Origin of the sequence: Pseudomonas anatoliensis (assembly GCF_017976235.1) — a bacterium.
Lineage (GTDB): Bacteria > Pseudomonadota > Gammaproteobacteria > Pseudomonadales > Pseudomonadaceae > Aquipseudomonas > Aquipseudomonas anatoliensis.
The window spans coordinates 133,269-157,672 of record NZ_JACVHC010000003.1; the positions used below are offsets into that span (position 1 = coordinate 133,269).

21 protein-coding genes are annotated in these 24,404 nt (G+C 60.1%); 11 read left to right on the forward strand and 10 right to left on the reverse strand.

Going from position 1 to position 24,404, the window contains the following annotated elements:
• Positions 1–283: 283 nt before the first annotated feature.
• The 6 genes from etfB to ICA16_RS10040 all read right to left on the reverse strand — a co-directional run bounded on the left by etfB (position 284) and on the right by ICA16_RS10040 (position 8,055).
• Positions 284–1,054 (reverse strand): electron transfer flavoprotein subunit beta, encoded by a 771-nt coding sequence (etfB, locus tag ICA16_RS10015; protein WP_150601893.1) that lies wholly within the window; start codon positions 1,052–1,054, stop codon positions 284–286.
• 9 nt (positions 1,055–1,063) lie between these two features.
• Complete coding sequence (gene etfA, locus ICA16_RS10020) at positions 1,064–2,284, reverse strand: electron transfer flavoprotein subunit alpha (protein ID WP_210700511.1); 1,221 nt, start codon at positions 2,282–2,284, stop codon at positions 1,064–1,066.
• The gene (dgcB, locus tag ICA16_RS10025) at positions 2,284–4,233 is read right to left on the reverse strand and encodes a dimethylglycine demethylation protein DgcB (RefSeq protein WP_150617787.1); all 1,950 of its coding nucleotides are present in this window, start codon (positions 4,231–4,233) and stop codon (positions 2,284–2,286) included. The genes etfA and dgcB overlap by 1 nt, the downstream gene beginning before the upstream one ends.
• Before the next feature lie 132 nt (positions 4,234–4,365).
• A complete protein-coding gene (gene dgcA / locus ICA16_RS10030; protein ID WP_210553504.1) occupies positions 4,366–6,426 on the reverse strand; it encodes an NADH:flavin oxidoreductase in 2,061 nt (686 codons plus the stop codon).
• A 15-nt stretch (positions 6,427–6,441) separates the two neighbouring features.
• A complete protein-coding gene (locus ICA16_RS10035) occupies positions 6,442–6,972 on the reverse strand; it encodes a DUF5943 domain-containing protein (RefSeq protein ID WP_008083165.1) in 531 nt (176 codons plus the stop codon).
• Between the two features lie 105 nt (positions 6,973–7,077).
• Positions 7,078–8,055 carry a dipeptidase gene (locus tag ICA16_RS10040; RefSeq protein ID WP_034153590.1) on the reverse strand — a complete coding sequence of 326 codons (978 nt, stop codon included), beginning with the start codon at positions 8,053–8,055 and terminating at the stop codon, positions 7,078–7,080.
• Between the two features lie 233 nt (positions 8,056–8,288).
• Between ICA16_RS10040 and ICA16_RS10045 the strand changes: the two genes are divergently transcribed.
• The 3 genes from ICA16_RS10045 (at position 8,289) to ICA16_RS10055 (ending at position 9,561) form a co-directional block, all read left to right on the forward strand.
• Positions 8,289–8,690, forward strand: coding sequence for a lysozyme inhibitor LprI family protein (locus ICA16_RS10045; RefSeq protein WP_210553503.1), 402 nt, complete (start codon positions 8,289–8,291; stop codon positions 8,688–8,690).
• Between the two features lie 102 nt (positions 8,691–8,792).
• Positions 8,793–9,116 (forward strand): helix-turn-helix domain-containing protein, encoded by a 324-nt coding sequence (locus tag ICA16_RS10050; RefSeq protein ID WP_210700512.1) that lies wholly within the window; start codon positions 8,793–8,795, stop codon positions 9,114–9,116.
• A gap of 28 nt (positions 9,117–9,144) precedes the next feature.
• Positions 9,145–9,561 (forward strand): DUF3010 family protein, encoded by a 417-nt coding sequence (locus tag ICA16_RS10055; RefSeq protein ID WP_150593657.1) that lies wholly within the window; start codon positions 9,145–9,147, stop codon positions 9,559–9,561.
• 90 nt (positions 9,562–9,651) lie between these two features.
• On the opposite strand, the gene ICA16_RS10060 is transcribed toward ICA16_RS10055, so the two are convergent.
• A complete protein-coding gene (locus ICA16_RS10060; protein WP_210700513.1) occupies positions 9,652–10,596 on the reverse strand; it encodes a GlxA family transcriptional regulator in 945 nt (314 codons plus the stop codon).
• Between the two features lie 192 nt (positions 10,597–10,788).
• Here ICA16_RS10060 and ICA16_RS10065 point away from each other — a divergent pair, with 192 nt between their 5' ends.
• The 5 genes from ICA16_RS10065 (at position 10,789) to ICA16_RS10085 (ending at position 15,171) form a co-directional block, all read left to right on the forward strand.
• Positions 10,789–11,733: a choline ABC transporter substrate-binding protein gene (locus ICA16_RS10065; RefSeq protein ID WP_150601903.1), complete on the forward strand. Its 945-nt coding sequence runs from the start codon at positions 10,789–10,791 to the stop codon at positions 11,731–11,733.
• Positions 11,734–11,808: 75 nt separating this feature from the next.
• Positions 11,809–12,696: a 3-dehydrocarnitine:acetyl-CoA trimethylamine transferase CdhC gene (gene cdhC, locus ICA16_RS10070; protein ID WP_210700514.1), complete on the forward strand. Its 888-nt coding sequence runs from the start codon at positions 11,809–11,811 to the stop codon at positions 12,694–12,696.
• A 132-nt stretch (positions 12,697–12,828) separates the two neighbouring features.
• Complete coding sequence (locus ICA16_RS10075; protein ID WP_115147146.1) at positions 12,829–13,794, forward strand: L-carnitine dehydrogenase; 966 nt, start codon at positions 12,829–12,831, stop codon at positions 13,792–13,794.
• Between the two features lie 241 nt (positions 13,795–14,035).
• Complete coding sequence (locus tag ICA16_RS10080; RefSeq protein WP_210700515.1) at positions 14,036–14,512, forward strand: thioesterase family protein; 477 nt, start codon at positions 14,036–14,038, stop codon at positions 14,510–14,512.
• Between the two features lie 395 nt (positions 14,513–14,907).
• On the forward strand, positions 14,908–15,171 hold the full coding sequence (locus tag ICA16_RS10085; RefSeq protein WP_042561469.1) for a hypothetical protein: 264 nt from the start codon (positions 14,908–14,910) through the stop codon (positions 15,169–15,171).
• A gap of 112 nt (positions 15,172–15,283) precedes the next feature.
• On the opposite strand, the gene gbdR is transcribed toward ICA16_RS10085, so the two are convergent.
• Both gbdR and ICA16_RS10095 read right to left on the reverse strand, forming a co-directional pair.
• Positions 15,284–16,387, reverse strand: coding sequence for a choline metabolism transcriptional regulator GbdR (gene gbdR, locus ICA16_RS10090; RefSeq protein ID WP_007949927.1), 1,104 nt, complete (start codon positions 16,385–16,387; stop codon positions 15,284–15,286).
• 855 nt (positions 16,388–17,242) lie between these two features.
• Positions 17,243–18,619 (reverse strand): L-serine ammonia-lyase, encoded by a 1,377-nt coding sequence (locus ICA16_RS10095; protein WP_150601907.1) that lies wholly within the window; start codon positions 18,617–18,619, stop codon positions 17,243–17,245.
• 434 nt (positions 18,620–19,053) lie between these two features.
• Here ICA16_RS10095 and ICA16_RS10100 point away from each other — a divergent pair, with 434 nt between their 5' ends.
• The 3 genes from ICA16_RS10100 (at position 19,054) to choV (ending at position 22,088) form a co-directional block, all read left to right on the forward strand.
• Positions 19,054–20,001 carry a choline ABC transporter substrate-binding protein gene (locus tag ICA16_RS10100; RefSeq protein WP_150617795.1) on the forward strand — a complete coding sequence of 316 codons (948 nt, stop codon included), beginning with the start codon at positions 19,054–19,056 and terminating at the stop codon, positions 19,999–20,001.
• A gap of 66 nt (positions 20,002–20,067) precedes the next feature.
• Positions 20,068–20,913: a choline ABC transporter permease subunit gene (gene choW, locus ICA16_RS10105; RefSeq protein ID WP_042561472.1), complete on the forward strand. Its 846-nt coding sequence runs from the start codon at positions 20,068–20,070 to the stop codon at positions 20,911–20,913.
• Positions 20,910–22,088, forward strand: a complete 1,179-nt coding sequence (gene choV, locus ICA16_RS10110) for a choline ABC transporter ATP-binding protein (RefSeq protein WP_042561473.1) — start codon at positions 20,910–20,912, stop codon at positions 22,086–22,088. Before choW ends, choV begins: the two co-directional genes overlap by 4 nt.
• A gap of 183 nt (positions 22,089–22,271) precedes the next feature.
• Here the strand turns inward: choV and betT are convergent, their stop codons facing one another.
• Positions 22,272–24,269 (reverse strand): choline BCCT transporter BetT, encoded by a 1,998-nt coding sequence (betT, locus tag ICA16_RS10115; protein WP_150617796.1) that lies wholly within the window; start codon positions 24,267–24,269, stop codon positions 22,272–22,274.
• Positions 24,270–24,404 lie beyond the last annotated feature (135 nt).

Below are 24,404 nucleotides of genomic sequence, written 5' to 3' on the forward strand. Positions count from 1 at the left end.
GTGCAGTTATCCAAGGAGAAAAGCCCGGAAAAACCGTGACTTAGGCTGGTTGTTTTTTGATCTGAGGCCTGAAGGGCTTGATTGGCGTGGGGTGCGGGGATGGACGAACACGTTATCCACAGATCCGCCAACAGGGATTGTGGGTAAACAGCGCAATATCTCGATACGCTTGGTTTATATGTAGGAGCTGCGGCACGCTGCGATCTTTTGATCTGGCTTATGAAAGATCAAAAGATCGCAGCCTCGTTTCACTCGACAGCTCCTACAGGGGCTTTGCAGGGTGTCAGCGGACAACGCCTTCTTCGATCAGCAGTTTGAGGATGGCTTCGGCGCCGGCTTGCGCCGTGACGCCTTTGAGTACTTGCCCCCCACCGCCACTGGCCTTGGCCGTAGCCGCCTTCATCCGATCAGCGCCACTCTTGGCCTTGATCACTTTCAGACGCTTCGGCCGAGGCTTGGCCGGTTGCAATGTGGCAACAGACAAAAGCTCATCGTCGATGACTTCGACGTCATCCGCCTCCAACAGCCCACGCCGCGCCGGCCCATACGCACTCTGCCTCGGCTTCGGCGCCGCGTTATCCACAGTTGCCAGAAACGGCAGCTTGACCTTCAACCGCCGCCGCTGGCCACGCGGTAGTGCTTGCAGCACCAGCGCCGAGCCATCGTTGATCGACTCGACCTGGGCCAATCCGACTACCAGCGGCCAACCCAACCCTTCGGCCAGCAGGAACGGCAACATGCCCGAGCCCTCGCCGGTTTCTGCCTGGCTCCCCGTCAGCACCACTTGAGCACCGGCCTCACGCAGATAAGCCGTCAGCGCCGGCAACGCATCCGCGCCCGCCGGTTGCTCCAACACATGCATCTGCTCCAGGCCCATGCCCAGATAGGCGCGCAACGCCGGTTCGGCAACATCCCCGGCGTGCAGCACTTGCAGGTTATCCCCAGCCAGTTGCAGCCCCAGTTCTACCGCTCGCGCATCCTGTTCGGCGCGGCGTGGGCGACCGGAGGTTGGGTGGGCGCCGATTGAAACCAGACTGATGATTTTTGTGTTCATCGCGTTTCCTTAAGCCGCATCGCGCTTGGCGTCGTTGCGGTAGGCCGCTACCGCCGCGATCAAGGCTTGAAGAATTTCTGCGCTCTCGCCAATCACTGACAAGTCCGCACGCTTGATCATGTCGCAACCCGGATCGAGGTTGATCGCCACCACTTTGTCGCAGGCGCCAATGCCTTGCAGATGCTGGATCGCCCCGGAAATCCCCACCGCTACATACACCCGCGCAGTGACCCAGGTACCGGACGCGCCAACCTGACGATCGCGCGCCATGTAGCCGTCGTCCACCGCCACCCGCGACGCGCCTTCGGTGGCGCCCAGAGCGGCGGCGGTTTGGTGAAAAAGCGCCCAGTCCTTGACCCCGTTTCCGCCAGAGAAGATGAACTCGGCCTCGGCCATGGGAATCGCCGCCGGGTCCACCGCTACCGCGCCCAGATCCTCGATTCGCGACAAGCTGCGCGCGACGCTTGTGGATAACTCCAAGGGCAGCGCTTCGTGGCGAGTTTCGCTGACCGGTTCTGCGCATTCGGCCGAGGCCAGAATCAATCGTGCGACCGGACGCGCCAGGTCCTGCAGCCCCGCACCGGCGCGGCCGATGCATTGCTCATCCTTAACCTGCCAGACCCGTGTGGCCGGGCGTTCTCCCAACGCTGCAGCAAAGCGACGGCCGAGTTCACCGCCACCGCTGCGACTGTCCGGCAGCAGCCAGTGACGCGGACTGAACTGGTTATCCACAGCCCGCAGGCCCTGCACCCGTTGTTCCGGTGCATAACCGTTGAACTCTTCGCCATCGAGTACCAGCAATCGGTCAACGCCCGCCGTGGCAAATGCGCTTTCCTTGTGCTCGCCGAACACCACCGCCAACACTGCCCCATCCTTGCCGGCCAACTCATGGGCAAGACCGAGCAAGTCGCGGTCGTGGCTGCTCAAGCGGCCACCGACCATGTCCGGCACCACGCTGATATAAAACGCCGGCGCCGGCACCTGATGCAGCGGCAACTGCACTTCCACAGCCGCAGAACGTTTAGTCGCCCCGCCCTGTTGCGCGCCGCTGCGGTCGATACGCTTGATGCCGTTGGGGCCGATAAAACCGATGCCGTGCAGGTTTTTACGGATGACGCCGTTGGGTCCCATCCAGCTGTGTTGCGCCGGTTGCATGGCGGCGTGCAGCGGATGCAGACGGTTGCGGGCGATCCATTCGGCGCGCGGATCGCGGCGGATAATGTCGCTCATCAGTGGGCCTCCGCAGGTTCACGTTTGGCCGGTGTGGTCGGCTTGCTTGGCGCGGCGTCTTCGAGCAGCGCGTCGGCGACCAGTTCGGCAATGTCCTTGATCAGCGGCCGCGGTTCGACCACGCCTTCGAGCATCGCCGTGCACTGTGGACAACCCACGGCCACCAGTTCAGCACCGGTTTCGCGGATGTCGTCCATGCGCATGTCGGGGATACGCTGTTTGCCCGGGATGTCGGTGATCGGCGCGCCGCCACCGCCGCCGCAGCAACGCGAGCGAAAGCCCGAACGCTGCATCTCTTTGACTTCAATACCGAGCGCACGCAGCACTTCACGCGGCGCTTCGTACTCGCCGTTGTAACGGCCGAGATAGCATGGATCGTGATAGGTCACGCTGTTGCCTTTGTGCTGCCCGAGGTTGAGCGCGCCGGCCTCAATGATTTCCGCCATGTAGGTGCTGTGGTGCTGCACCAGGTAGTTGCCGTCGAACGCGCCGTACTCGTTTTTCAGCACATGAAAACTGTGCGGATCACAGGTGACGATGCGGTTGAAGCTGTATTTGGCCAAGGTCTGGATATTGCGTTTGGCGAGCTGCTGAAACGTCGCTTCGTCGCCAAGACGCCGGGCCACGTCGCCGCTGTCACGTTCCTCAAGACCGAGTACGGCGAAGTCGACTTTCGCTGCCTTCAGCACTTTGACGAAGGCGCGCAAGGTGCGCTGGTTGCGCATGTCGAAGGCGCCGTCGCCGACCCAGAACAGCACGTCGGTGGATTTCTTTTCGCTCATCAGATTGAGGTTGAGGTCGGCCGCCCAGTTCATCCGCCCGCCCGGTGCGAAACCGCCGGGGTTGTCGGTGGCGATGAGGTTTTCCAGCACTTCAGCGCCCTTGTTCGGCGTTGCGCCTTTTTCCAGGGTGAGGTGGCGGCGCATGTCGACGATGGCATCGACGTGCTCGATCATCATCGGGCACTCCTCGACGCAGGCGCGGCAGGTGGTGCATGACCACAGGGTCTCGGCATCGACCAGACCATTGACGATAGGTTGATGCGGATTGCCTGAATGCTCGCCGACTGGTTTGCCTGGATAAGGGCTGCCAGCGAATTTGGCATCGGTGCCGCCAGCGAGGCCGACGACCATGTCCTGAATCAGTTTTTTCGGGTTCAGCGGCTGGCCGGCAGCGAACGCCGGGCACGCGGCTTCACACTTGCCGCATTGCACGCAGGCATCGAAGCCGAGCAGTTGATTCCAGGTGAAATCCTTGGGTTTTTCCACGCCCAGCGGTGCGGTCGGGTCGTTGAGATCCAAAGGCTTCAGCCCGGTGGAGCGACCGCCGCCAAAACGTTCGGCGCGACGGTGCCAGGCCAGATGCAGGGCGCCAGCGAAGGCGTGCTTCATCGGCCCGCCCCAGGTCATGCCAAAGAGCAATTCCGACACGCCCCACAGCACGCCGATCCCGAGAATGACTGCCAGCAGCCAGCCGCCGAAGTCCTGCGGCAGAATCCCGGCCACCGGCAAGGTCACCAAAAAGAATGACGCCGAGAATGCCAGCAGGCTTTTCGGCAGGCGCATCCACGGGCCTTTCGACAGGCGTGCCGGCGGGTTGCGCCGGCGCAGATAAACGAAGATCGCGCCGACGAACATCACCGCCGACATCAGCAGCAAGGCGTAACCGAGGATGCGGTTATGCAGGCCAAAGCCGTGTACCAGAATCGCCAGCACAATCGACGCCACCGCGCCGCCGGCCGTGGCCACGTGGGTATTGGCGATGTATTTGTCCCGCGCCACCACATGGTGCAAATCGACCATGTAGCGCTTGGGCATGGCGAGCAGGCCGCCGATCAGATCGACCTTCGAGGCCCGGCCCCGACGCCACATCGCCACCCGCCGCAACGCGCCAAGGACAGCGAGGCCCAGGGCTGCGAACAACAGGATTGGAAGAAGGGTGTTCAACATAGGTGTTGCTCCCACCAGTACAGCCAGAAAACACGGTCGATGTAGGAGCTGCCGAAGGCTGCGATCTTTTGATCTGGGTCTTCAATAGCAAGATCAAAAGATCGCAGCCTTCGGCAGCTCCTACAGGGGGATTTAGAAATCCTTGCAGAGGCGCAGGGCGTCGTAGATCGCGGCGTGTGTGTTGCGCTGCGCCACGCAGTCGCCGATGCGGAACAGCAAGTAGCCGTCACCCGTGTTGCTCAGCGATGGCTGCGGCTTGATCGCAAACAACGCATCGATATCGATCTGGCCCTTGTTGCGCGATCCTTCCTTGAGCCCGTAATACAGCTCTTCGTCCGGACGCACGCCGTTTTCCACGACCACCTGATCGACCACCCGCTCCTCTTTGGCACCGGTGTATTCGTTCTCCAACACCGCGATCAGTTTGTCGCCTTCGCGGTAGACCTTCTCCAGCATCATGTCGCCGGTCATGATCACTTCTTTCGGATACATGCTGCGGTAGTAGGTCGGGAACGACGTACCGCCAACAGCCACGCCGGGTTTGATGTCGTCGGTGACGATCTCGACCTGGCTGCCCTTGTCGGCGAGGAAGTCGGCAACCGACATCCCGGTGAACTCGCAAATGGTGTCGTAGACCAGCACGTTCTTGCCCGGCGCAACCTTGCCGTCGAGCACGTCCCAACTGCTGACCACCAGCCCTTCGGCCGCGCCCCAGTGTTCGTTCTGCTCAAGGAACGGATGTCCGCCAACCGCCAGCACCACCACGTCCGGACGCAAATCCATGATCGTGGCGACATCAGCCGCAGTGCCCAGACGCAGGTCGACTTTCAGCCGCGCCAGTTCCAACTGGAACCAGCGGGTAATGCCGGCGATCTGGTCGCGCTGCGGTGCCTTCGATGCAGTAGTGATCTGCCCGCCGATGAATTCTTTTTTCTCGAACAGCGTCACGTCATGGCCGCGTTCAGCGGACACACGCGCCGCTTCCATCCCGGCCGGGCCGGCACCGACGACCACGACTTTGCGCTTGATGCCGGTGGATTTTTCGATGATGTGCGGCACGCCCATGTATTCACGGGACGTTGCGGCGTTCTGGATGCACAGCACGTCCAGACCCTGGTATTGACGGTCGATGCAATAGTTGGCGCCGACACATTGTTTGATCTGGTCGATCTGGCCCATCTTGATCTTGGCGATCAGGTGCGGGTCGGCGATGTGCGCGCGGGTCATGCCGACCATATCGACATAACCGCCCTCGAGAATCCGCGTGGCCTGGTTCGGGTCCTTGATGTTCTGCGCATGCAGCACCGGCGCTTTAACCACCTCTTTGATCCCGGCCGCCAAATGCAGAAACGGCTCCGGTGGATAACTCATGTTGGGGATAACGTTGGCCAGGGTGTTGTGGGTGTCGCAACCCGAACCGACCACGCCGATGAAGTCGAGCATGCCGGTGTCGTCGTAGTACTTGGCGATCTGTTTCATGTCCTCGTGGGACAAACCGTCCGGGTGGAATTCGTCGCCGCACAAGCGGATGCCGACGCAGAAATCGTCGCCGACTTCCTTGCGCACAGCCTTGAGCACTTCAAGGCCGAAACGCATGCGGTTCTCGAAACTGCCGCCCCATTCGTCGGTGCGCTTGTTGACGCGCGGGCTCCAGAACTGGTCGATCATGTGCTGATGCACGGCGGACAGTTCGACGCCGTCCAGACCACCGGCCTTGGCGCGGCCAGCAGCGGTTGCGTAGTTGCCGATCACCCGCCAGATTTCTTCCGGTTCGATGGTTTTGCAGGTCGCGCGATGCACCGGTTCGCGGATGCCCGACGGCGACAGCAGGGTTGGCCAATGCTCGCCGTCCCAGCGTGAGCGACGGCCCATGTGGGTAATCTGGATCATGATCTTGGCGCCATGCTTGTGCATGGCGTCGGCCAGGTTCTGGAAGTGCGGGATGATCCGGTCGTCCGCCAGGTTCACCGATTTCCACCAGCCTTGCGGGCTGTCGATGGCCACACTGGACGAACCGCCGCAAATCGCCAGGCCGATGCCGCCCTTGGCTTTCTCTTCGTAATACTTGACGTAGCGGTCGGTGGTCATGCCGCCGTCAGTCGCGTAGACCTCGGCGTGCGCGGTGCTGAGCACACGGTTGCGGATGGTCAGTTTGCCGATCTGGATCGGCTGGAACATTGCTTCGAAAGCCATGACGGGTTCCTCGACTTACAACGGCTTGACGGTGAACAAGCCGTCGTCGTGGCCTTCTTCGGAGCCACCGTAGACTTGCTCGGCAACCGTGCGAATCTTGCTGCCGCGAGCTTCAAGAATCTGATCCATCGCGCCGGCAAACCAGCCAGTGAACATGTAGTCGACCTTGCGCCCGACCTTGCCGTAGACGTAGACAAACGCCGAGTGTTCGAGCTTGACGCTGGCGGTGCCTTTGTCGAGATCGATGTCCTGAATCTTGAACAGGCCCCAGCCGCGCTGCGACAGACGTTTCATGTAGTGCTCGAACACCGCGACGCCTTCCAGGCCGTGGCATTCAGCTTCTTTTTCACACCAGTGCCAGGCGGATTTGTAGCCGGCCTTGTAGAGGATCTCGGCGTAGGCTTCGGCGCCCAGCACTTCCTCGATGCCCATGTGGTTATTCACAAAGAAGTGGCGTGGCACGTACAACATCGGCAGGGCGTCAGAGGTCCAGACACCGGTTTCGCTGTCGACTTCGATTGGCAATTGCGGGGCGATCTTGGCCATGGAAACTTAACTCCGGAAAAATTTGGATTCAGTGTTGGCCGCAGCCCTCACCCCAGCCCTCTCCCGCAGGAGAAGGGGCAGTTCGGCGGCGGTCTTTGGAAAGCGTTACTCGCCCCAGACGTCTTTGAGGACGTTGACCCAGTTCTCGCCCATGATCTTGCGTACCACGCGTTCGGGATGGCCGCGCTTGAGCAGTGTTTCAGTCAGGTTCGGGAACTCGCCGACGGTGCGGATGCCCAGCGGGTTGATGATCTTGCCGAAGCTGGTCAGACGGCGGGCGTAGCCCTTGTCGTGGGTCAGGTATTCGAAGAAGTCCTGGCCGTGACCCTGGGTGAAGTCGGTGCCGATGCCGATGGCGTCTTCGCCGACGATGTTCATCACGTATTCGATGGCTTCGGCGTAGTCGTCGATGGTCGAATCGATGCCCTTGGCGAGGAACGGCGCGAACATGGTCACGCCGACAAAACCGCCGTGATCGGCAATGAATTTGAGTTCTTCATCGGACTTGTTGCGCGGATGCTCCTTGAGCCCCGACGGCAGGCAGTGGGAATAGCAGACCGGTTTTTTCGATTCGAGGATGACTTCTTCGGAAGTCTTGGAACCAACGTGGGACAGGTCGCACATGACGCCGACGCGGTTCATCTCGGCGACGATCTCGCGACCGAAACCCGACAGCCCGCCATCACGCTCGTAGCAACCGGTGCCGACCAGATTCTGGGTGTTGTAGCACATCTGCACGATGCCGACGCCGAGCTGCTTGAACACCTCGACATAGCCGATCTGGTCTTCAAACGCGTGAGCATTCTGGAAGCCGAAGAGGATGCCGGTCTTGCCCTGCTCCTTGGCGCGACGGATATCGGCGGTGGTGCGCACCGGCATTACCAGGTCGCTGTTCTCGCGGATCAGCTTCTGACTGGCGGCGATGTTATTGACGGTCGCCTGAAAGCCTTCCCACACCGACACAGTGCAGTTGGCCGCCGTCAGACCGCCCTTGCGCATGTCTTCAAACAGCTCGCGGTTCCATTTGGCAATGATCAGACCGTCGATAACGATGCTGTCGGCGTGTAATTCGGCTGGGCTCATCAGGCGTCCCCTTATTGGCGATTCATGCGCCGAATCGTCTGCCGGCGCTTTGGGGCCAGCATATGCCTCGGTGCCGGGGCGACCGGGTGCAAAAACGACAGGGGAATTGCCGAAAGCGTCAATCCGCGACAAAGGGTCGTCAGGCGGCCCGACCAGCCACCTGTTCAAGCCCGCAAGCTTGAGCCAGAATCCCCGCATCTTGGATACACCACTGGATGAGAGCGGCGACCTCAATGAAATCGATCTTCCTGGCCCTGGCACTGATTGCGACCGGCGTACACGCCGCCGAAGAGTCCGACAACAACCCGTGCGACGCAGTCGAAAACGACGTGCAGACCCTGGAATGCTCGACCTACAGCCGCACCGCGGCCGAAGACCTGCTCAAGGACAACTACGCCAGCCTCACCGAACGCATGCAAACGGCATACGGCAAGAACCCAACGCAGCTGGCTGACATCACCGCCAAACTCAAAACTGCCCAGCAGCAATGGCTGAAGACGCGGGATGCCGATTGCGCGGTAGAAGCCTTCCCGGCGACGGATGGCAGTAAGGCGTTCAAAATTGCACAGAACGATTGCGTGGCGCGGATGAGTGATGAACGGTCGGAATTTTTGGAGTCGATTGGGCAGGAGTGATCCTGACTCCTCGCAACATGCCGTCAAACGTTGCTGATTGGTTTCGCGAGAAATATAAGCAAGGATCCTAAAATCTTATAAAAGACTTATATTTCTCCGACCATGACAATGTCCAAAGACATCCAAATCATCAATGATGCCGAGGGCAACCCGGCCTTCGTGGTCATTCCTTACGCTCAATACGTCGCACAGAAAATGCAACCCGATCTGATCCCGCACGAGGTGGTCAGTCGATTGGTCGACGGGGCGACACCAATCCGCGCCTGGCGCGAACATCTCAATCTGACACAGGAAGACGTGGCCAAGCGCCTGGGTATTTCCCAACCGGCGTTCGCTCAACAAGAAACGGTAGCGAAGCCACGCAAGGCAACCCGCGAGAAAATTGCAGCAGCGTTCGGCATCACGGCCAGTCAGCTTGAGCTGTAGGCAGCCCTCTTCATTCAAAGGAATTCCCATGAACATCTGCGGCATCGAAATCAAAGGCAGCGAAGCGATCATCGCCGTGGCCGCTCTCGACGGTTCGACCCTGAGCCACATCCCTCTCGCCACCAAGAAAATCGCCCTCGACGATGACGACGAAGCGGCCAACGTCAAACGTTTCGCCGCGCAGGTCGCGTCGTTTGTGCGCGAAAATTCGATTGACCGGATTGCGATCAAGAAGCGCAGCAAGAAGGGTGAGTTTGCCGGTGGGCCGACGACGTTCAAGATCGAGGGTGTGTTTCAGTTGCTCGATGGGTGTGAGGTGACGCTGCTGTCGCCGCAGACGATTAATGCGCAGGCGAAGAAGCATAATTTTGAGCTGCCAGGGACGCTGAACAAGTATCAGCATGAGGCTTACAAGGCCGCTTGCTCAGCGCTGGTGAAGAAGTAAGCAAACAGCAAGATCAAAAGATCGCAGCCTTCGGCAGCTCCTACAGGGGATCTCATGTAGGAGCTGCCGAAGGCTGCGATCTTTTGATTTTCAGGCTTGTACAGTACGCCGGTCTTCTCGCGGACAGCGTGCGAACTTCGCCCGGTAGCTACGGGTGAAGTAGGACGGTGATTCAAACCCGCAGGCGATGCTGACTTCGAGCACGCTCATATCCGTCTGGCGCAACAACTGCCGAGCCTTCTCCAGCCTTAAGCGCAGATAGAAATTGCTCGGCGTATCGTTCAGGTGCAACCGAAACAAACGCTCAAGCTGCCGCCGAGTGACTTTGATCGATTCCGCCAGTTGCAGCGTGCTCAGCGGCGGTTCGCTGTGCTGTTCCATCTCGCCAATAACCTGCACCAGTTTCTTGTTGTTGATGCCATAACGCGTGGCGACCTCCATGCGCTGGTGGTCTTTGCGCGGGCGGATGCGGCCTAACACAAATTGCTCGCTGACCTGGATCGCCAGTTGCGGGCCGTGGGCCTGGGCGATCAGATCGAGCATTAAATCGATGGAAGCGGTGCCACCGGCCGAGGTGATGCGCCGCCGGTCAATCTCGAACAGTTCCTGCGTCACGCTGAGCTGTGGATAAGATTCCTTGAACGCGTCGATCGCCTCCCAATGCAGGGTCAGGCGATGGCCCTCGAGCAGGCCCGCCTCGGCGAGGACGAAGCTGCCGGTGTCGATGGCGCCGAGGGTGACGCCTTCGTTATCCAGTCGGCGCAGCCAATGCTCGAGCGTCGGCGTGGCGAATTTCAGCGGTTCGAATCCGGCGACCACCAACAGCGTTGCGCCCTTCTTCAGCGGCTCCAGCGCCGCATCGGCGTTGACCGACATGCCATTGCTCGCCAGCACTGCCCCGCCATCGGCGCTGAGCACGTGCCAGCGGTACAGCTCGCCGCGAAAACGGTTGGCCACCCGCAGCGGTTCGATCGCGGAGATAAAGCCGATCGCGGAAAACCCCGGCATCAGCAAAAAGTAGAAATCCTGGGACATGGGCGCACTCGGTTGGCGGGTAGCGTGAGATGTTGATACGCCGTTTGTCATCGTCGTTCAAGAGTGCAGGTCGCTACAGTGCAAGTGCCAGTCGCCGTAGTGCGCTTTCACGGGCGCATTGCTGCGTAACTTTGCATCACCGACGCATCAGACGCCGGAACCCACAATAAACGACCTGCCGAGGAACCCGACATGAAACGACTGATCAGCAGCTGTGTTCTTGCACTCAGCGGTACCGCTTTCTTGAGCGCCAGCGTCATGGCGGCCGAACCCGCGTCTTGCCAGAACGTACGCATGGGCGTGGTCAACTGGACCGACGTGATCGCTACCAGCGCCATGACCCAGGTCCTGCTCGACGGCCTCGGCTACAACACCAAACAAACCAGCGCGTCCCAGCAAATCATCTTCGCCGGGATCCGCGATCAGCGTCTGGACCTGTTCCTCGGCTACTGGAACCCGCTGATGACCCAGACCATCACCCCGTTCGTCGACGCCAATCAGGTCAAAGTCCTCGAAGCGCCAAGCCTGAAGGACGCCCGCGCCACCCTCGCCGTACCGACTTACCTGGCTGACAAGGGCCTGAAAACTTTCGCCGACATCGCCAAATTCGAGAAAGAACTGGGCGGCAAGATTTACGGCATCGAGCCGGGTTCGGGCGCCAACACGCAGATCAAGGCAATGATCGCCAAGAATCAGTTCGGCCTGGGCAAATTCCAACTGGTCGAATCAAGCGAGGCCGGCATGCTCGCGGCGGTTGATCGCGCCGTGCGCCGCAAAGAGGCTGTGGTGTTCTTCGGCTGGGCGCCGCACCCGATGAACGTCAACGTGCAGATGACTTACCTCACTGGCAGCGAAGACGCCCTCGGCCCGAACGAAGGTATGGCCACCGTATGGACGGTAACGTCGCCCAAATACGCCGAACAGTGTCCGAACATCGGTCGGCTGCTGACCAACCTGACGTACACCGCCGAAGACGAGAGCCGGATGATGCAACCGCTGCTCGATCACAAGGACGCCTTCGAATCCGCCAGGCAATGGCTCAAGGATCACCCGCAAGACAAACAGCGCTGGCTCGAAGGTGTGACCACTTTCGACGGCAAACCGGCGGCTGAAAACCTGAAACTGACCAGCAAGTAAATCACCCCTGAATCACCGCTTCGCAGCCCGACAAGGGCTGCGGACAGACCCATCACGCCTGAAGGAAACCGCCTCATGAACCACGACGTCATCATCACCTGCGCACTCACCGGTGCTGGCGACACGACCGCCCGCAGCCCGCACGTGCCGGTCACCCCGAAACAGATCGCCGCTGCAGCGGTGGAAGCCGCCAAGGCTGGCGCGACGGTCGTGCATTGCCATGTGCGCGATCCGCAGACCGGCAAGTTCAGCCGCGACGTGGCGCTGTACCGCGAAGTGATGGAGCGGATCCGCGAGGCCGACGTCGACATCATCGTCAACCTCACGGCCGGCATGGGTGGCGACCTGGAAATCGGCGCTGGCGAGAATCCGATGGAGTTCGGCCCGAACACCGATCTGGTCGGCCCGCTGACCCGCCTCGCTCATGTCGAAGAACTGCTGCCGGAAATCTGCACCCTCGATTGCGGCACGCTGAACTTCGGCGACGGCGACACCATTTACGTCTCCACCCCGGCGCAACTGCGCGCAGGCGCCAAACGCATCACCGAGCTGGGCGTGAAGGCCGAACTGGAAATTTTCGACACCGGCCACCTGTGGTTCGCCAAGCAAATGATCAAGGAAGGTCTGCTCGACAACCCGTTGTTCCAGCTGTGCCTGGGCATCCCGTGGGGCGCGCCGGCCGACACTACCACCATGAAAGCCATGGTCGACAACCTGCCGGCAGACGCAGTGTGGGCCGGGTTCGGCATTGGCCGGATGCAGATGCCGATGGCGGCGCAAGCGGTGCTGCTCGGTGGCAACGTGCGGGTCGGCCTGGAAGACAATCTGTGGCTGGACAAGGGTGTGCTCGCGACCAACGGTCAATTGGTCGAACGCGCCACCGAAATCCTCAGCCGCCTCGGCGCCCGCGTGCTGACCCCGGCTGAAGGCCGCCAGAAGATGGGCCTGACCCAGCGCCGCTAAACCTACACACAATCTCTCCTGTAGGAGCTGCCGAAGGCTGCGATCTTTTGATCTTGTTTCTAACAATCAAAGTCAAAAGATCGCAGCCTTCGGCAGCTCCTACAGGGATCGCCTTCTTTCAGGAAAAACCCTATGAGCTTTATCACCGAAATCAAAACCTTCGCCGCTCTGGGCAGCGGTGTCATCGGCAGCGGCTGGGTCGCGCGTGCCCTCGCCCATGGCCTCGACGTGGTCGCCTGGGACCCGGCACCCGGCGCTGAAGCGGCATTGCGCAAACGCGTCGCCAACGCCTGGGGTGCACTGGAAAAAAACGGTCTGGCACCGGGCGCATCACAGGATCGCCTGCGTTTTGTCGCGACCATCGAAGAATGCGTGCGCGATGCCGATTTCATTCAGGAAAGCGCTCCGGAACGTCTGGAACTGAAACTGGAATTGCACAGCAAAATCAGCGCATCCGCCAAGCCGAACGCGTTAATCGGTTCCAGCACTTCAGGCCTGCTGCCGAGCGAGTTTTACGAGAGCTCGACCCACCCGGAACGCTGCGTGGTCGGCCATCCGTTCAATCCGGTCTACCTGCTGCCGTTGGTGGAAGTCGTCGGCGGCAAGAACACCGCGCCTGAGGCCGTGCAAGCGGCGATGAAAGTCTACGAATCCCTCGGCATGCGTCCGCTGCACGTGCGCAAGGAAGTGCCTGGATTCATCGCCGACCGTTTGCTTGAAGCGCTGTGGCGCGAGGCGCTGCACCTGGTCAACGATGGCGTGGCGACTACAGGTGAGATCGACGATGCGATCCGCTTTGGCGCGGGTCTGCGCTGGTCGTTCATGGGCACGTTCCTGACTTACACGCTGGCCGGTGGTGATGCCGGGATGCGCCACTTCATGTCGCAATTCGGCCCGGCCTTGCAGTTGCCGTGGACCTATCTGCCGGCGCCGGAGCTGACCGACAAGTTGATTGATGACGTGGTCGATGGCACCAGCGAGCAGCTTGGCGAACGTAGCATTTCGGCACTGGAGCGCTATCGTGATGATTGCTTGTTGGCGGTGCTTGAGGCGGTCAGGACTACCAAGGAAAAGCATGGGATGAGTTTCAGCGAGTGATGCGTTTGGCATGACAATGCAGCCCTCACCCTAGCCCTCTCCCAGAGGTAGAGGGGACTGACCGAGGTGCTCTTGCGAGTTACACCGACCTGAATTACCGAGCCGAACTCAGGACTTGAAAAGCTTGAAGATCTGCTCCCTTTCCCCCTGGCCCCCTTGGGGGCGGTCCGACGTTTCGGGAGGGCTGGGGTGAGGGGATTGCTTTTGATCTTCACCACCAACCTTCTGCCGGAACCCAATCATGCCCACCCTCACCACCTACCAAACCCGCATCATCCCCGACTGGGTCGACTACAACGGCCACCTGCGCGATGCCTTCTACCTGCTGATTTTCAGCTACGCCACCGATGCCCTGATGGATCGCCTCGGCATGGACAGCAACAACCGCGAAGCCAGCGGCCACTCGCTGTTTACCCTCGAACTGCACCTCAACTACCTGCACGAAGTGAAGCTCGATACCGACGTCGAAGTGCACACGCAAATCATCGGCCACGACAGCAAACGCCTGCACCTCTATCACAGCCTGCACAAAGTCGGCGATCCCCAGGAACTGGCCGGCAACGAGCAAATGTTGCTCCATGTTGATCTTGCCGGCCCACGCTCGGCACCGTTCACCCCCGACACGCTGAATCACCTGCAAGCCATGGTCGCCGCGCAAACCGATCTGCCCGCCCCCGCTTACATCGGCCGCGTCATCGCTCTGCCGCCTGCCAGATAGACCGGGTTATCGTTCATCGCGGGCAAGCCCGCTCCCACAGGGTTAGGCGTCGGTCACATTTTTGTGATCGACACCAAACCCTGTGGGAGCGGGCTTGCCCGCGATGGCGTCCGCAAAACCAACTCAGACTTCCTGATTCACAGCCAAAAAAAAGCCCCGATACCAGCCGTGACAGGATCGGGGCAGAGGCTACTGTTGAGGAGCTGCGATGCGAGGGTGACCAAACCTTCGTGTTGCAAGCTGAGTCCAGTGTGCCTACTCCCCTGCACTCCGAGTTAGCCGAAAACGACCTGTTCATAGCCGTCGCGGCCACTGCGACAAATCGCTCTTGCCGTCACTTCACCCGCCTACCAGAATCGAACCACGACCTCCGTTGCCGAAGAAGGATTCGCCTCATGATGTATGCCGACTTGATTGATCAGGAAGACCTGTTGGGCCAGCTCAAGGCATTGGGATTTCAGGTGCCGAGTGGCTCCACGGCCGAGCAGGCTTGTGAGTGCGCGGTGCGTGGCCTGGATAATGTCAGGGCATCCGAGCTGCGCAAGATGGTCAAGGACATGTACACCAGTGGCGCAAGCATTCAACCGGCGGTGCGTCAGGCCATCGACAAACAGTTGCTGCCAGCGTTGGCGGACTATCAGCAAAGCCATAGCGCCTGACGAACCGCCATCGCTGGCAAGCCAGCTCCCACAGTGATCCGGGTGAACACAACATTTGTGTCCAACACAGATCCTGTGGGAGCTGGCTTGCCAGCGATGAAAGCGCCTCGGTCTACAGCCTTACACTGGCAAACGTCGACTCATTGCGCGCCTGGCTCAGCGCCGACATCGGCCCCGAAAGCGGCGACATCACAATCGCCTGCGGCAGCGGCAGCATCGCCACTTGCTGGGTGGTGTTGGAGCCTACGCGCTCGTCACGCGGCGGAATGCCGAAGTATTCGCGGTAGCACTTGGAGAAGTGCGGCGTCGACACGAAACCACACACCGATGCCACTTCGATGATCGACATCGGCGTCTGCTTGAGCAACTGCCGGGCGCGAATCAGGCGCAGCTTGAGGTAGTAGCGCGAAGGCGAACAGTGCAGGTATTTCTGAAACAGGCGCTCCAGCTGCCGGCGCGACACGGCGACGTACACCGCCAGTTCATCGAGGTCGATTGGCTCTTCCAGATTGGCTTCCATCAGCGCGACGATTTCCTGCAATTTCGGCTGGTTGGTGCCGAGCATGTGCTTGAGCGGCACACGCTGGTGATCCTGCTCGTTGCGGATACGCTCGTAGACGAACATTTCCGAGATCGCGGCGGACAGTTCACGGCCGTGATCGCGGCTGATCAGGTGCAGCATCATGTCCAGCGGCGCGGTGCCGCCGGAGCTGGTGAAACGGTTGCGGTCGAGGGTGAACAAGCGGGTGCTCATCGCCACGCGCGGGAAAGCTTCCTGCATCGCCGCCAGACACTCCCAATGCACGCTGCAATCGAAACCGTCGAGCAGACCGGCGCAGGCCAGGGCCCAACTGCCGGTGCACACGGCACCGAGGCGCTTGGACTGACGCGCCTGGCTTTGCAGCCACGAAACGTGTTCACGGGTAACGGTGCGCTGGATGCCGATGCCACCGCAAACAATCACAGTGTCCAGCGGCGGCGCTTTGTGCATGGAGGCGTCGGGGGTGATTTGCAGACCGTCACTGGCCCACACCTGGCCGCCATCGACGGTGAGGGTGCTCCAGCGATACAGCTCGCGACCGGACAATTGGTTGGCCATGCGCAGAGGTTCTACTGCGGAGGCCAGAGAAATCAGCGTGAAATTGTCCAGCAGCAGAAAGCCGATGGATTGAGGCGCACGGTTCTGGGGTTGGGCCCCGGAGTTGAACGACGTCATCGCGGTATCTCCTCACACAAAGCGGGTGATGGCCTCAGGCGGAGGCTCTTGTTATTGCCGGCGCTCTCGCAAGGGAGGCGGGCTTTGTTATGACAGAGCAATTGCCATGCCTAAAATTGAATGGCCGTTCAATAACTCCTGAAAACGACGTCGCGACGTGTCTATTCGAGACGTCCGACAAAAGGTATTTCGAAGTGCCATCAACGCCAGTGAAAGCTCTGCCCCGTTGCGTGTGAGCATATCGGTAGCACTTGTGGGAACTGGCCTGCGCGCGGTTGCTGCGCAGTGTCACCGCACGCACGGGTGACGGGCGGTAGCAGGCGCTGGTACGCGTCACGGGGCAGGAATGCTCTTATCTGATTACGACGCGCTAAAAGGTGGCGCGCCGGGTTGGAAGTGTTCCGTTAGCGAGCAGTTTTGACTGGTCTGACTCTCCACCCTTTTCCAAATCAAACATAAATCCTGTGGCGAGGGGATTTATCCCCGATCGGCTGCGCAGCAGTCGTAAACCCATCCACCGCGGTGTGTCAGGCAAAACTCGATTGCAGGACTTGGGGCCGCTTCGCAGCCCATCCGGGATAAATCCTGTGGCGAGGGGATTTATCCCCGATCGGCTGCGCAGCAGTCGTAAACCCATTCACCGCGGTGTGTCAGGCAAAACTCGATTGCAGGACTTGGGGCCGCTTCGCAGCCCATCGGGGATAAATCCTGTGGCGAGGGGATTTATCCCCGATCGGCTGCGCAGCAGTCGTAAACCCATTCACCGCGGTGTGTCAGGCAAAACTCGATTGCAGGGCTTGGGGCCGCTTCGCAGCCCATCGGGGATAAATCCCCTCGCCACAGGGCAACTCGGTGTCAGCACTCAACCGCGCTCACCGCCAACCCACCGCGCGACGTCTCTTTATATTTGTCATGCATATCGGCGCCGGTATCGCGCATGGTGCGGATCACCCGGTCCAGCGAGATAAAGTGCTGCCCGTCACCACGCAGCGCCATCTGCGCGGCGTTGATTGCTTTCACCGCCGCAATTGCATTGCGCTCGATGCACGGCACTTGCACCAGACCACCCACCGGATCGCACGTTAGCCCAAGGTTGTGTTCCAGGCCTATCTCCGCCGCATTGCACAGTTGCTCGGGTGTCGCGCCAAGAATCTCCGCCAGCCCCGCCGCCGCCATCGCGCACGCCGAACCGACTTCGCCCTGACAGCCGACTTCAGCACCGGAGATCGAAGCATTCTTCTTGCACAGAATCCCCACTGCCGCCGCGCTGAGTAAGTAGTCAACGACATTGGCGTCAGTCACCGCCTCGCTGAACTTCATAAAGTAGTGCAATACCGCCGGTATGATCCCCGCCGCGCCATTGGTCGGCGCCGTGACCATGCGCCCGCCCGCAGCGTTCTCTTCATTCACGGCGAGGGCGAACAGGTTGACCCACTCCATCGCGCTCAGTGTCGAGCCAATCACATTGGGCTTGCCCAGCTCCTGCAAGCTGCGATGCAATTTCGCCGCACGCCGACGCACATTCAAACCGCCGGGCAAGATGCCCTCGTGCTTCAAGCCCTGCTCGACGCAATCTTGCATCGCCCGCCACAGCTTCATCAGCCCGGCACGGATTTCTTCCTCACTGCGCCAGACTTTTTCGTTGGCCAGCATCAGTTCGGCGACACGCAGGTTGTGCTTCTTGCACAGCTCCAGCAGCTCGACGGCGCTGGAAAAGTCATAAGGCAATTCGGTGCGATCCAGATCAACCACACCGCTGGACGCCTGCGCCTCATCCACGACAAATCCGCCACCGACCGAATAGTAGGTGTCGCGATGCAACTCGCCGTGATCGCCTTCGGCAACCAGGGTCATGGCGTTGGGATGGAACGGCAGGTTTTCCTCGATCAGGCGCATGTCGCGGGCCCAGACAAACGGCACCGACAAGCGACCATCCAGAAGGAGTGTGTGGGTTTCACGCAGGGCCTGGATGCGCGGGCCGATCTGCGACGGATCGATTGCGTCCGGCCACTCGCCCATCAGGCCCATGATCACCGCGTTGTCGCTGCCGTGTCCGATACCCGTGGCCGACAGCGAACCGAAAAGCTGAACCTCAATGCGCCGCACCTGTTCCAACTGATGCCTGTCGCGCAGCGATTCGACAAACAATGCCGCCGCGCGCATTGGCCCGACGGTGTGGGAACTGGAAGGGCCGATGCCGATTTTGAACAGGTCGAAAACGCTGATAGCCATTGCTGCAGAGCTCCTGAGAATGCTGATCCGGGGCGTGAAGCGCCCGCTGGCGGAGCTGCTACGCTCAAGCTGCGATCCGCCGGAATGCCCGCATCATCAGGCTTTTGATAGCTCGTACGGCGTCTGGCACCGACGCACTCATGCTCACTAACGCCGCGCCGGTTTTCCCGCTCATTTGCGCCGTTTTTATGCAGTTCAGATGGCCAGACAGGGCAGAAAAAAGCTGTAAACGACGTCACTGACACTGGATGCGACCATCCCTGTACTGGATACGACCCCCCCTGTAGGCGTCAGATTTTCACTGGTACATGATCGTTATGACTCGATTGCAAGGCGACGTGGTAGAGCTGTCTCCAGAACGCCATCCAACCGCAACCCATAAGTGCGGTGGTCCAGTCGGAACACTGCCAAAAAAAACACCAAGGAGTCCATCCATGAAAGGTTCCCCGTCGTTGTTGTTGGCCGCCATGCTGAGTCTGCCGTTACTGGCGCAAGCTGCAGAACCGGCACAGTGCAGTACCGTGAATTTCTCCGATGTTGGCTGGACCGACATCACCGCCACCACCGCTACCACCTCCGTCGTCCTCAACGCCCTCGGCTACAAGACCAAGACCACCATGATCTCCGTGCCCGTGACCTACAAGTCGCTGGCCGACGGCAAGAACATGGACGTGTTCCTCGGCAACTGGATGCCGACCATGGAAAACGACATCAAGGCCTACCGCGACGCCGGCACCGTGGAAACCGTGCGCACCAACCTCACTGGCGCCAAGTACACCCTCGCCGTGCCGCAAGCCTTGTATGACAAAGGTCTGCATGACTTCGCCGACATCGCCAAATTCAAGAAAGAACTCGACGGCAAGATTTACGGCATCGAGCCTGGCAACGACGGCAACCGTCTGATCCAGAGCATGATCGACAAGGACGCCTTCGGCCTGAAAACCGCCGGCTTCAAAGTCGTCGAATCGTCTGAAGCGGGCATGCTCTCGCAGGTCGACCGGGCATCGCGCCGTGGCACCGAGGTGGTGTTCCTCGGCTGGGCGCCGCACCCGATGAACAAGCGCTTCAAGATTCAATACCTGACCGGCGGCGACGAGTTCTTCGGCCCCGATTTCGGTGCGGCCACCGTAGCGACCAACACCCGCAAGGGTTACGCCACGGAATGCAGCAACGTCGGTCAGTTGCTGAAGAATCTGGAATTCACCGTCGACATGGAAAGCGAACTGATGGGCAACATCCTCGACGACAAGATGAAGCCTGACGCGGCCGCCAAGGCCTGGCTGAAAAAGAATCCACAGGTGCTCGATACCTGGCTCGCTGGCGTGACCACCATTGACGGTAAGCCTGGCCTGGAGGCCGTGAAAGCCAAGCTGAATCAGTAATCGCTTATGCCGGGCGGTTCAGGCCGCCCGGGCTGTTTATTTCCTTGCATGCGGACGTTCACTACCATGCTGATTGATCAGAAAATACCTTTAGGCCAGTACATCGCGGCATTCGTTGAATGGTTGACGCAACACGGCGCCAACACCTTCGACGCAATCGCCGTGACGCTGGAAACGATGATCCACGGCGTGACGTTTGCGCTGACCTGGTTCAACCCGCTGGTCTTGATCGGCCTCATCGCCCTGATTGCGCATCTGATCCAGCGCAAATGGGGACTTACCGCTTTTGTCGTCGCTTCGTTTCTGCTGATCCTCAATCTGGGGTACTGGCAGGAAACCATGGAAACCCTCGCCCAGGTGTTGTTCGCCACCTTTGTCTGCGTGCTGATCGGTGTGCCGCTGGGCATCATTGCTGCGCACAAGCCGATGTTCTATACGGTGATGCGTCCGGTACTCGATCTGATGCAGACCGTACCGACCTTCGTTTACCTCATTCCTACCCTGACCCTCTTCGGGCTGGGTGTGGTGCCGGGCCTGATCTCCACGGTGGTGTTCGCCATCGCGGCGCCGATCCGCCTGACCTACCTGGGCATCCGCGATGTCCCGCAAGAACTCATGGACGCCGGCAAGGCCTTCGGCTGCTCGCGTCGCCAATTGCTCTCACGGATCGAACTGCCTCACGCCATGCCGAGCATCGCTGCCGGCATCACCCAGTGCATCATGCTGTCGTTGTCGATGGTGGTGATCGCGGCACTGGTGGGCGCCGACGGACTCGGCAAACCGGTGGTCAACGCACTGAACACTGCTGATATCGCCCTGGGCTTCGAAGCAGGCCTGGCGATCGTACTGCTGGCGATCATGCTCGACCGTATCTGCAAACAACCCGACGCCAAAGTAGGGGGTGACGCATGAGCATTATTCGCTTCGAAGACGTCGACGTAATCTTCTCCAAGGATCCGCGCGAGGCGCTCAAGCTGCTGGATCAGGGCATGACCCGCAACGAGATCCTGAAAAAGACCGGGCAAATCGTTGGTGTGGAAAAAGCCACGCTGGACATCAACAAAGGCGAAATCTGCGTGCTGATGGGCCTCTCGGGTTCCGGCAAGTCGAGCCTGCTGCGCTGCATCAACGGCCTCAACACCGTGAGCCGCGGCAAGCTGTTCGTCGAGCATGAAAACCGCCAGATCGACATCGCCTCCTGCACGCCCGCCGAACTGAAAATGATGCGCACCAAACGCATCGCCATGGTGTTTCAGAAGTTCGCTTTGATGCCTTGGCTGACGGTGCGCGAGAACATCAGTTTCGGTCTGGAAATGCAGGGTCGCCCGGAGAAAGAACGCAAGAAACTGGTCGATGAAAAACTCGAACTGGTGGGCCTGACCCAATGGCGCAACAAGAAGCCTGACGAACTCTCCGGCGGTATGCAGCAACGTGTGGGCCTGGCCCGGGCGCTGGCCATGGACGCTGACATTCTATTGATGGACGAACCGTTCTCGGCACTCGACCCTTTGATCCGACAGGGTTTGCAAGATGAACTGCTGGAGCTGCAACGCAAGCTCAACAAGACCATCGTGTTTGTGAGTCACGACCTTGATGAGGCGCTCAAACTGGGTAGCCGCATCGCGATCATGAAGGACGGCCGGATCATCCAGTACAGCGTGCCGGAAGAGATTGTGCTGAACCCGGCGGACGACTATGTGCGCACCTTCGTCGCGCACACCAATCCGCTCAACGTGCTGTGCGGTCGCAGCCTGATGCGCACGCTGGACAAGTGCAAACGCATCAACGGCTCGGTCTGCCTCGATCCGGGCGGCGATTCGTGGCTGGACCTGGCCGAAGGCAACACCATCAAAGGCGCGCGACAGAACGGCGCGGCCCTCGACTTGCAGAATTGGGCACCGGGGCAAGCCGTCGAAGGGCTGGAGCGCCGGCCGACGCTGGTGGACTCGAATATCGGCATGCGTGATGCGTTGCAGATTCGTTACCAGACCGGCAACAAACTGGTGCTGCACGATAACAATCATGTGGTGGGGATCTTGGGCGACAGCGAGCTGTATCACGCGTTGCTGGGCAAGAACCTGGGGTAAGCCCCGCAGACACAAAAACGCCGCGAGAGGATCGCGGCGTTTTTGTTTGAGTGAAGATCAAAAGATCGCAGCCTTCGGCAGCTCCTACAGGGGAATGCGCTCAATGTAGGAGCTGCCGAAGGCTGCGATCTTTTAAAGGATGCAACGCGGTGCTTCAGACAGAAACACCGCCTCCTTCATTACTTAGCTGTACACCCGGCCAAGGAGCTGCCGATGGCTTTCAAACTGATCGAGCACATCCCGCGTGATCTGATCCTGCGTGAAGCCCATCAGGTCGTAATCCTGGCTGCCGTTGTGCAGGTACACCTCAGCGCGGTAGTAGCGCTGGCGCGCCTCTTCAGAGTCCACAGATTCAGTCGGCGTCGCGAGGTAACCCTCCAGGCTCACTTCATAAACGAAAGGGTTACCCTCTTCCATCTCGATGCGCACGCCCATGCAACGCTTGGATTTACCCAGCAGCGTCTGTACTTCCAGACCCTGAGCACGCATTTGCGCGGCCGCGTCTTCCAGCGCCGGGCTGACTTGCTTGTCCATGAACCGCTGAACCACCGATTGGCTCGGCTGCAGATCCAGTTGCGTCAGACGCTCACTGAAACCACGACGACCACGCTCGGCCAGTTGCGCTTGCTCCTGTTCGATCTGCACGTCCTGGCGCATCGCCTTGTGCAGGCCGAACATGAAGAACACCAGCACCACCGAGAACGGCAGACCGGCCAGCACGACCATGGTTTGCATGGCTTCAAAGTTACCGGCAAACAGCAGACCGATGGTCACCAGCGTGATAATGGCCGACCAGAAAATCCGCAGCCAGTGCGGCGCATCTTCGTCGACGTTGCCGCCCTTGCACGAAAGATTGGCCATCATCACCGCACCGGAATCGGCCGGGGTCAGGAACAGTACGAAACCCACGAAGATCGACACACCGATGACAATCTTCGACGCCGGGTAATGCTCGAGCAGCTGATAGATCGCCATCGACGGCTGTTCCAGCGCCGTCTTGCCGAGTTCCACCGCCCCATGATTCATCACCAGATCCAGTGCCGAGTTACCGAAGATCGACAACCAGGCCAGCGTGAAGCCCAGCGGAATCAGCAGCACACCGGCGACCAGTTCACGCACGGTCCGACCACGGGAAATCCGCGCGATGAACATGCCGACGAATGGCGCCCAGGAAATCCACCACGCCCAGTAGAACAGCGTCCACAGGCCCATCCAGCGTTCGGTTTTCTCGGCGCTGCCCTCATACACGTAAAGGTCGAAGGTTTTCAGCACGATGCCGTTGAGGTAGTCGCCGACGTTCTGCACGAAGCCGTTGAGCAAGTGCAAGGTCGGGCCGAACAGCAGCACGAAAATCAGCAGACCGCTGAACAGCACGATGTTCAGGTTGGACAGACGACGGATGCCGTTCTCCACACCCGACACAGCCGCGATGGTCGCCACGGTGCTCATCACAATGATCACGATCAGCAGGTTGGTGTTGCTGTGTTCCATGCCGAACAGGTTTTCAAGGCCCGACGACACTTGCAGCGAACCAATCCCCAGGTTGGTCACCAGACCCAAAAGGGTCACGAACATGCCGAAGCCGTCTACCGCATGACCGGCCGCACCTTTGACCCAACGCTCACCGACCAGCGGATACAGCGCCGAACGCAGTGCCAGCGGCTGGTTATGACGATAAGCAAAGTACGCCACGGCCAGACCGACCAGTGCATAGATCGCCCAGCCGTGCAGGCCCCAATGCAGGAAAGTCAGCTGTACAGCCTGACGCGCCGCCATGTTGGAGCCGGCAGTGCCTTCCGGCGGATTGAAATAGTGATCCAGCGGCTCGGAGGCGCCGAAGTACAACAGCGAAATACCGATACCCGACGAGAACAGCATTCCCGCCCAGGCGCCGTAACTGAAATCCGGGGTGTCGTCCTTGCTGCCCAGTTTGAGTTTGCCGTAGGAAGAAAACGCCAGGCCCACCACAAACACCAGGTAAGCGGCGATCACCACCATGTAGTACCAGCCGAAGCTGCGCGACAACCAGGCCTGAGCCACACTCAACATCCTGCCGGCCTCTTGCGGGGCGATGATCAGAATGGCGGTCAACAACAGAATCAGCGCGGTAGAGGTGTAAAACACCCAACCGTTGACCGTCACCTTCTCGGGCGGGGTCTTTATTAGCGAGGCAGAACTCATGGCACAAATGCTCCAGGCAGTGCGAGAGAAGAACACAAGGCAACACGGAACCCGACCAATCGGTTAGTTGGCAGCCGACCGGCGGGTGATATAAAGACACCCCGAAAAAAGCCCGAACCTGCCGAAATGGCGCTG

Excerpts from the sequence above, each read along its gene's own strand:
- dgcB (WP_150617787.1), bottom strand. The coding sequence starts at position 4,233 with ATGTTGAACACCCTTCTTCCAATCCTGTTGTTCGCAGCCCTGGGCCTC.
- ICA16_RS10040 (WP_034153590.1), bottom strand. The coding sequence starts at position 8,055 with ATGAGCCCAGCCGAATTACACGCCGACAGCATCGTTATCGACGGTCTG.
- ICA16_RS10095 (WP_150601907.1), bottom strand. The coding sequence starts at position 18,619 with ATGGCTATCAGCGTTTTCGACCTGTTCAAAATCGGCATCGGCCCTTCC.
- ICA16_RS10080 (WP_210700515.1), top strand. The coding sequence starts at position 14,036 with ATGCCCACCCTCACCACCTACCAAACCCGCATCATCCCCGACTGGGTC.
- ICA16_RS10065 (WP_150601903.1), top strand. The coding sequence starts at position 10,789 with ATGAAACGACTGATCAGCAGCTGTGTTCTTGCACTCAGCGGTACCGCT.
- ICA16_RS10045 (WP_210553503.1), top strand. The coding sequence starts at position 8,289 with ATGAAATCGATCTTCCTGGCCCTGGCACTGATTGCGACCGGCGTACAC.
- gbdR (WP_007949927.1), bottom strand. The coding sequence starts at position 16,387 with ATGACGTCGTTCAACTCCGGGGCCCAACCCCAGAACCGTGCGCCTCAA.
- choV (WP_042561473.1), top strand. The coding sequence starts at position 20,910 with ATGAGCATTATTCGCTTCGAAGACGTCGACGTAATCTTCTCCAAGGAT.
- ICA16_RS10085 (WP_042561469.1), top strand. The coding sequence starts at position 14,908 with ATGATGTATGCCGACTTGATTGATCAGGAAGACCTGTTGGGCCAGCTC.
- ICA16_RS10100 (WP_150617795.1), top strand. The coding sequence starts at position 19,054 with ATGAAAGGTTCCCCGTCGTTGTTGTTGGCCGCCATGCTGAGTCTGCCG.
- ICA16_RS10035 (WP_008083165.1), bottom strand. The coding sequence starts at position 6,972 with ATGGCCAAGATCGCCCCGCAATTGCCAATCGAAGTCGACAGCGAAACC.
- ICA16_RS10050 (WP_210700512.1), top strand. The coding sequence starts at position 8,793 with ATGACAATGTCCAAAGACATCCAAATCATCAATGATGCCGAGGGCAAC.
- dgcA (WP_210553504.1), bottom strand. The coding sequence starts at position 6,426 with ATGGCTTTCGAAGCAATGTTCCAGCCGATCCAGATCGGCAAACTGACC.
- etfA (WP_210700511.1), bottom strand. The coding sequence starts at position 2,284 with ATGAGCGACATTATCCGCCGCGATCCGCGCGCCGAATGGATCGCCCGC.
- choW (WP_042561472.1), top strand. The coding sequence starts at position 20,068 with ATGCTGATTGATCAGAAAATACCTTTAGGCCAGTACATCGCGGCATTC.
- ICA16_RS10060 (WP_210700513.1), bottom strand. The coding sequence starts at position 10,596 with ATGTCCCAGGATTTCTACTTTTTGCTGATGCCGGGGTTTTCCGCGATC.
- ICA16_RS10055 (WP_150593657.1), top strand. The coding sequence starts at position 9,145 with ATGAACATCTGCGGCATCGAAATCAAAGGCAGCGAAGCGATCATCGCC.
- etfB (WP_150601893.1), bottom strand. The coding sequence starts at position 1,054 with ATGAACACAAAAATCATCAGTCTGGTTTCAATCGGCGCCCACCCAACC.
- cdhC (WP_210700514.1), top strand. The coding sequence starts at position 11,809 with ATGAACCACGACGTCATCATCACCTGCGCACTCACCGGTGCTGGCGAC.
- ICA16_RS10075 (WP_115147146.1), top strand. The coding sequence starts at position 12,829 with ATGAGCTTTATCACCGAAATCAAAACCTTCGCCGCTCTGGGCAGCGGT.
- betT (WP_150617796.1), bottom strand. The coding sequence starts at position 24,269 with ATGAGTTCTGCCTCGCTAATAAAGACCCCGCCCGAGAAGGTGACGGTC.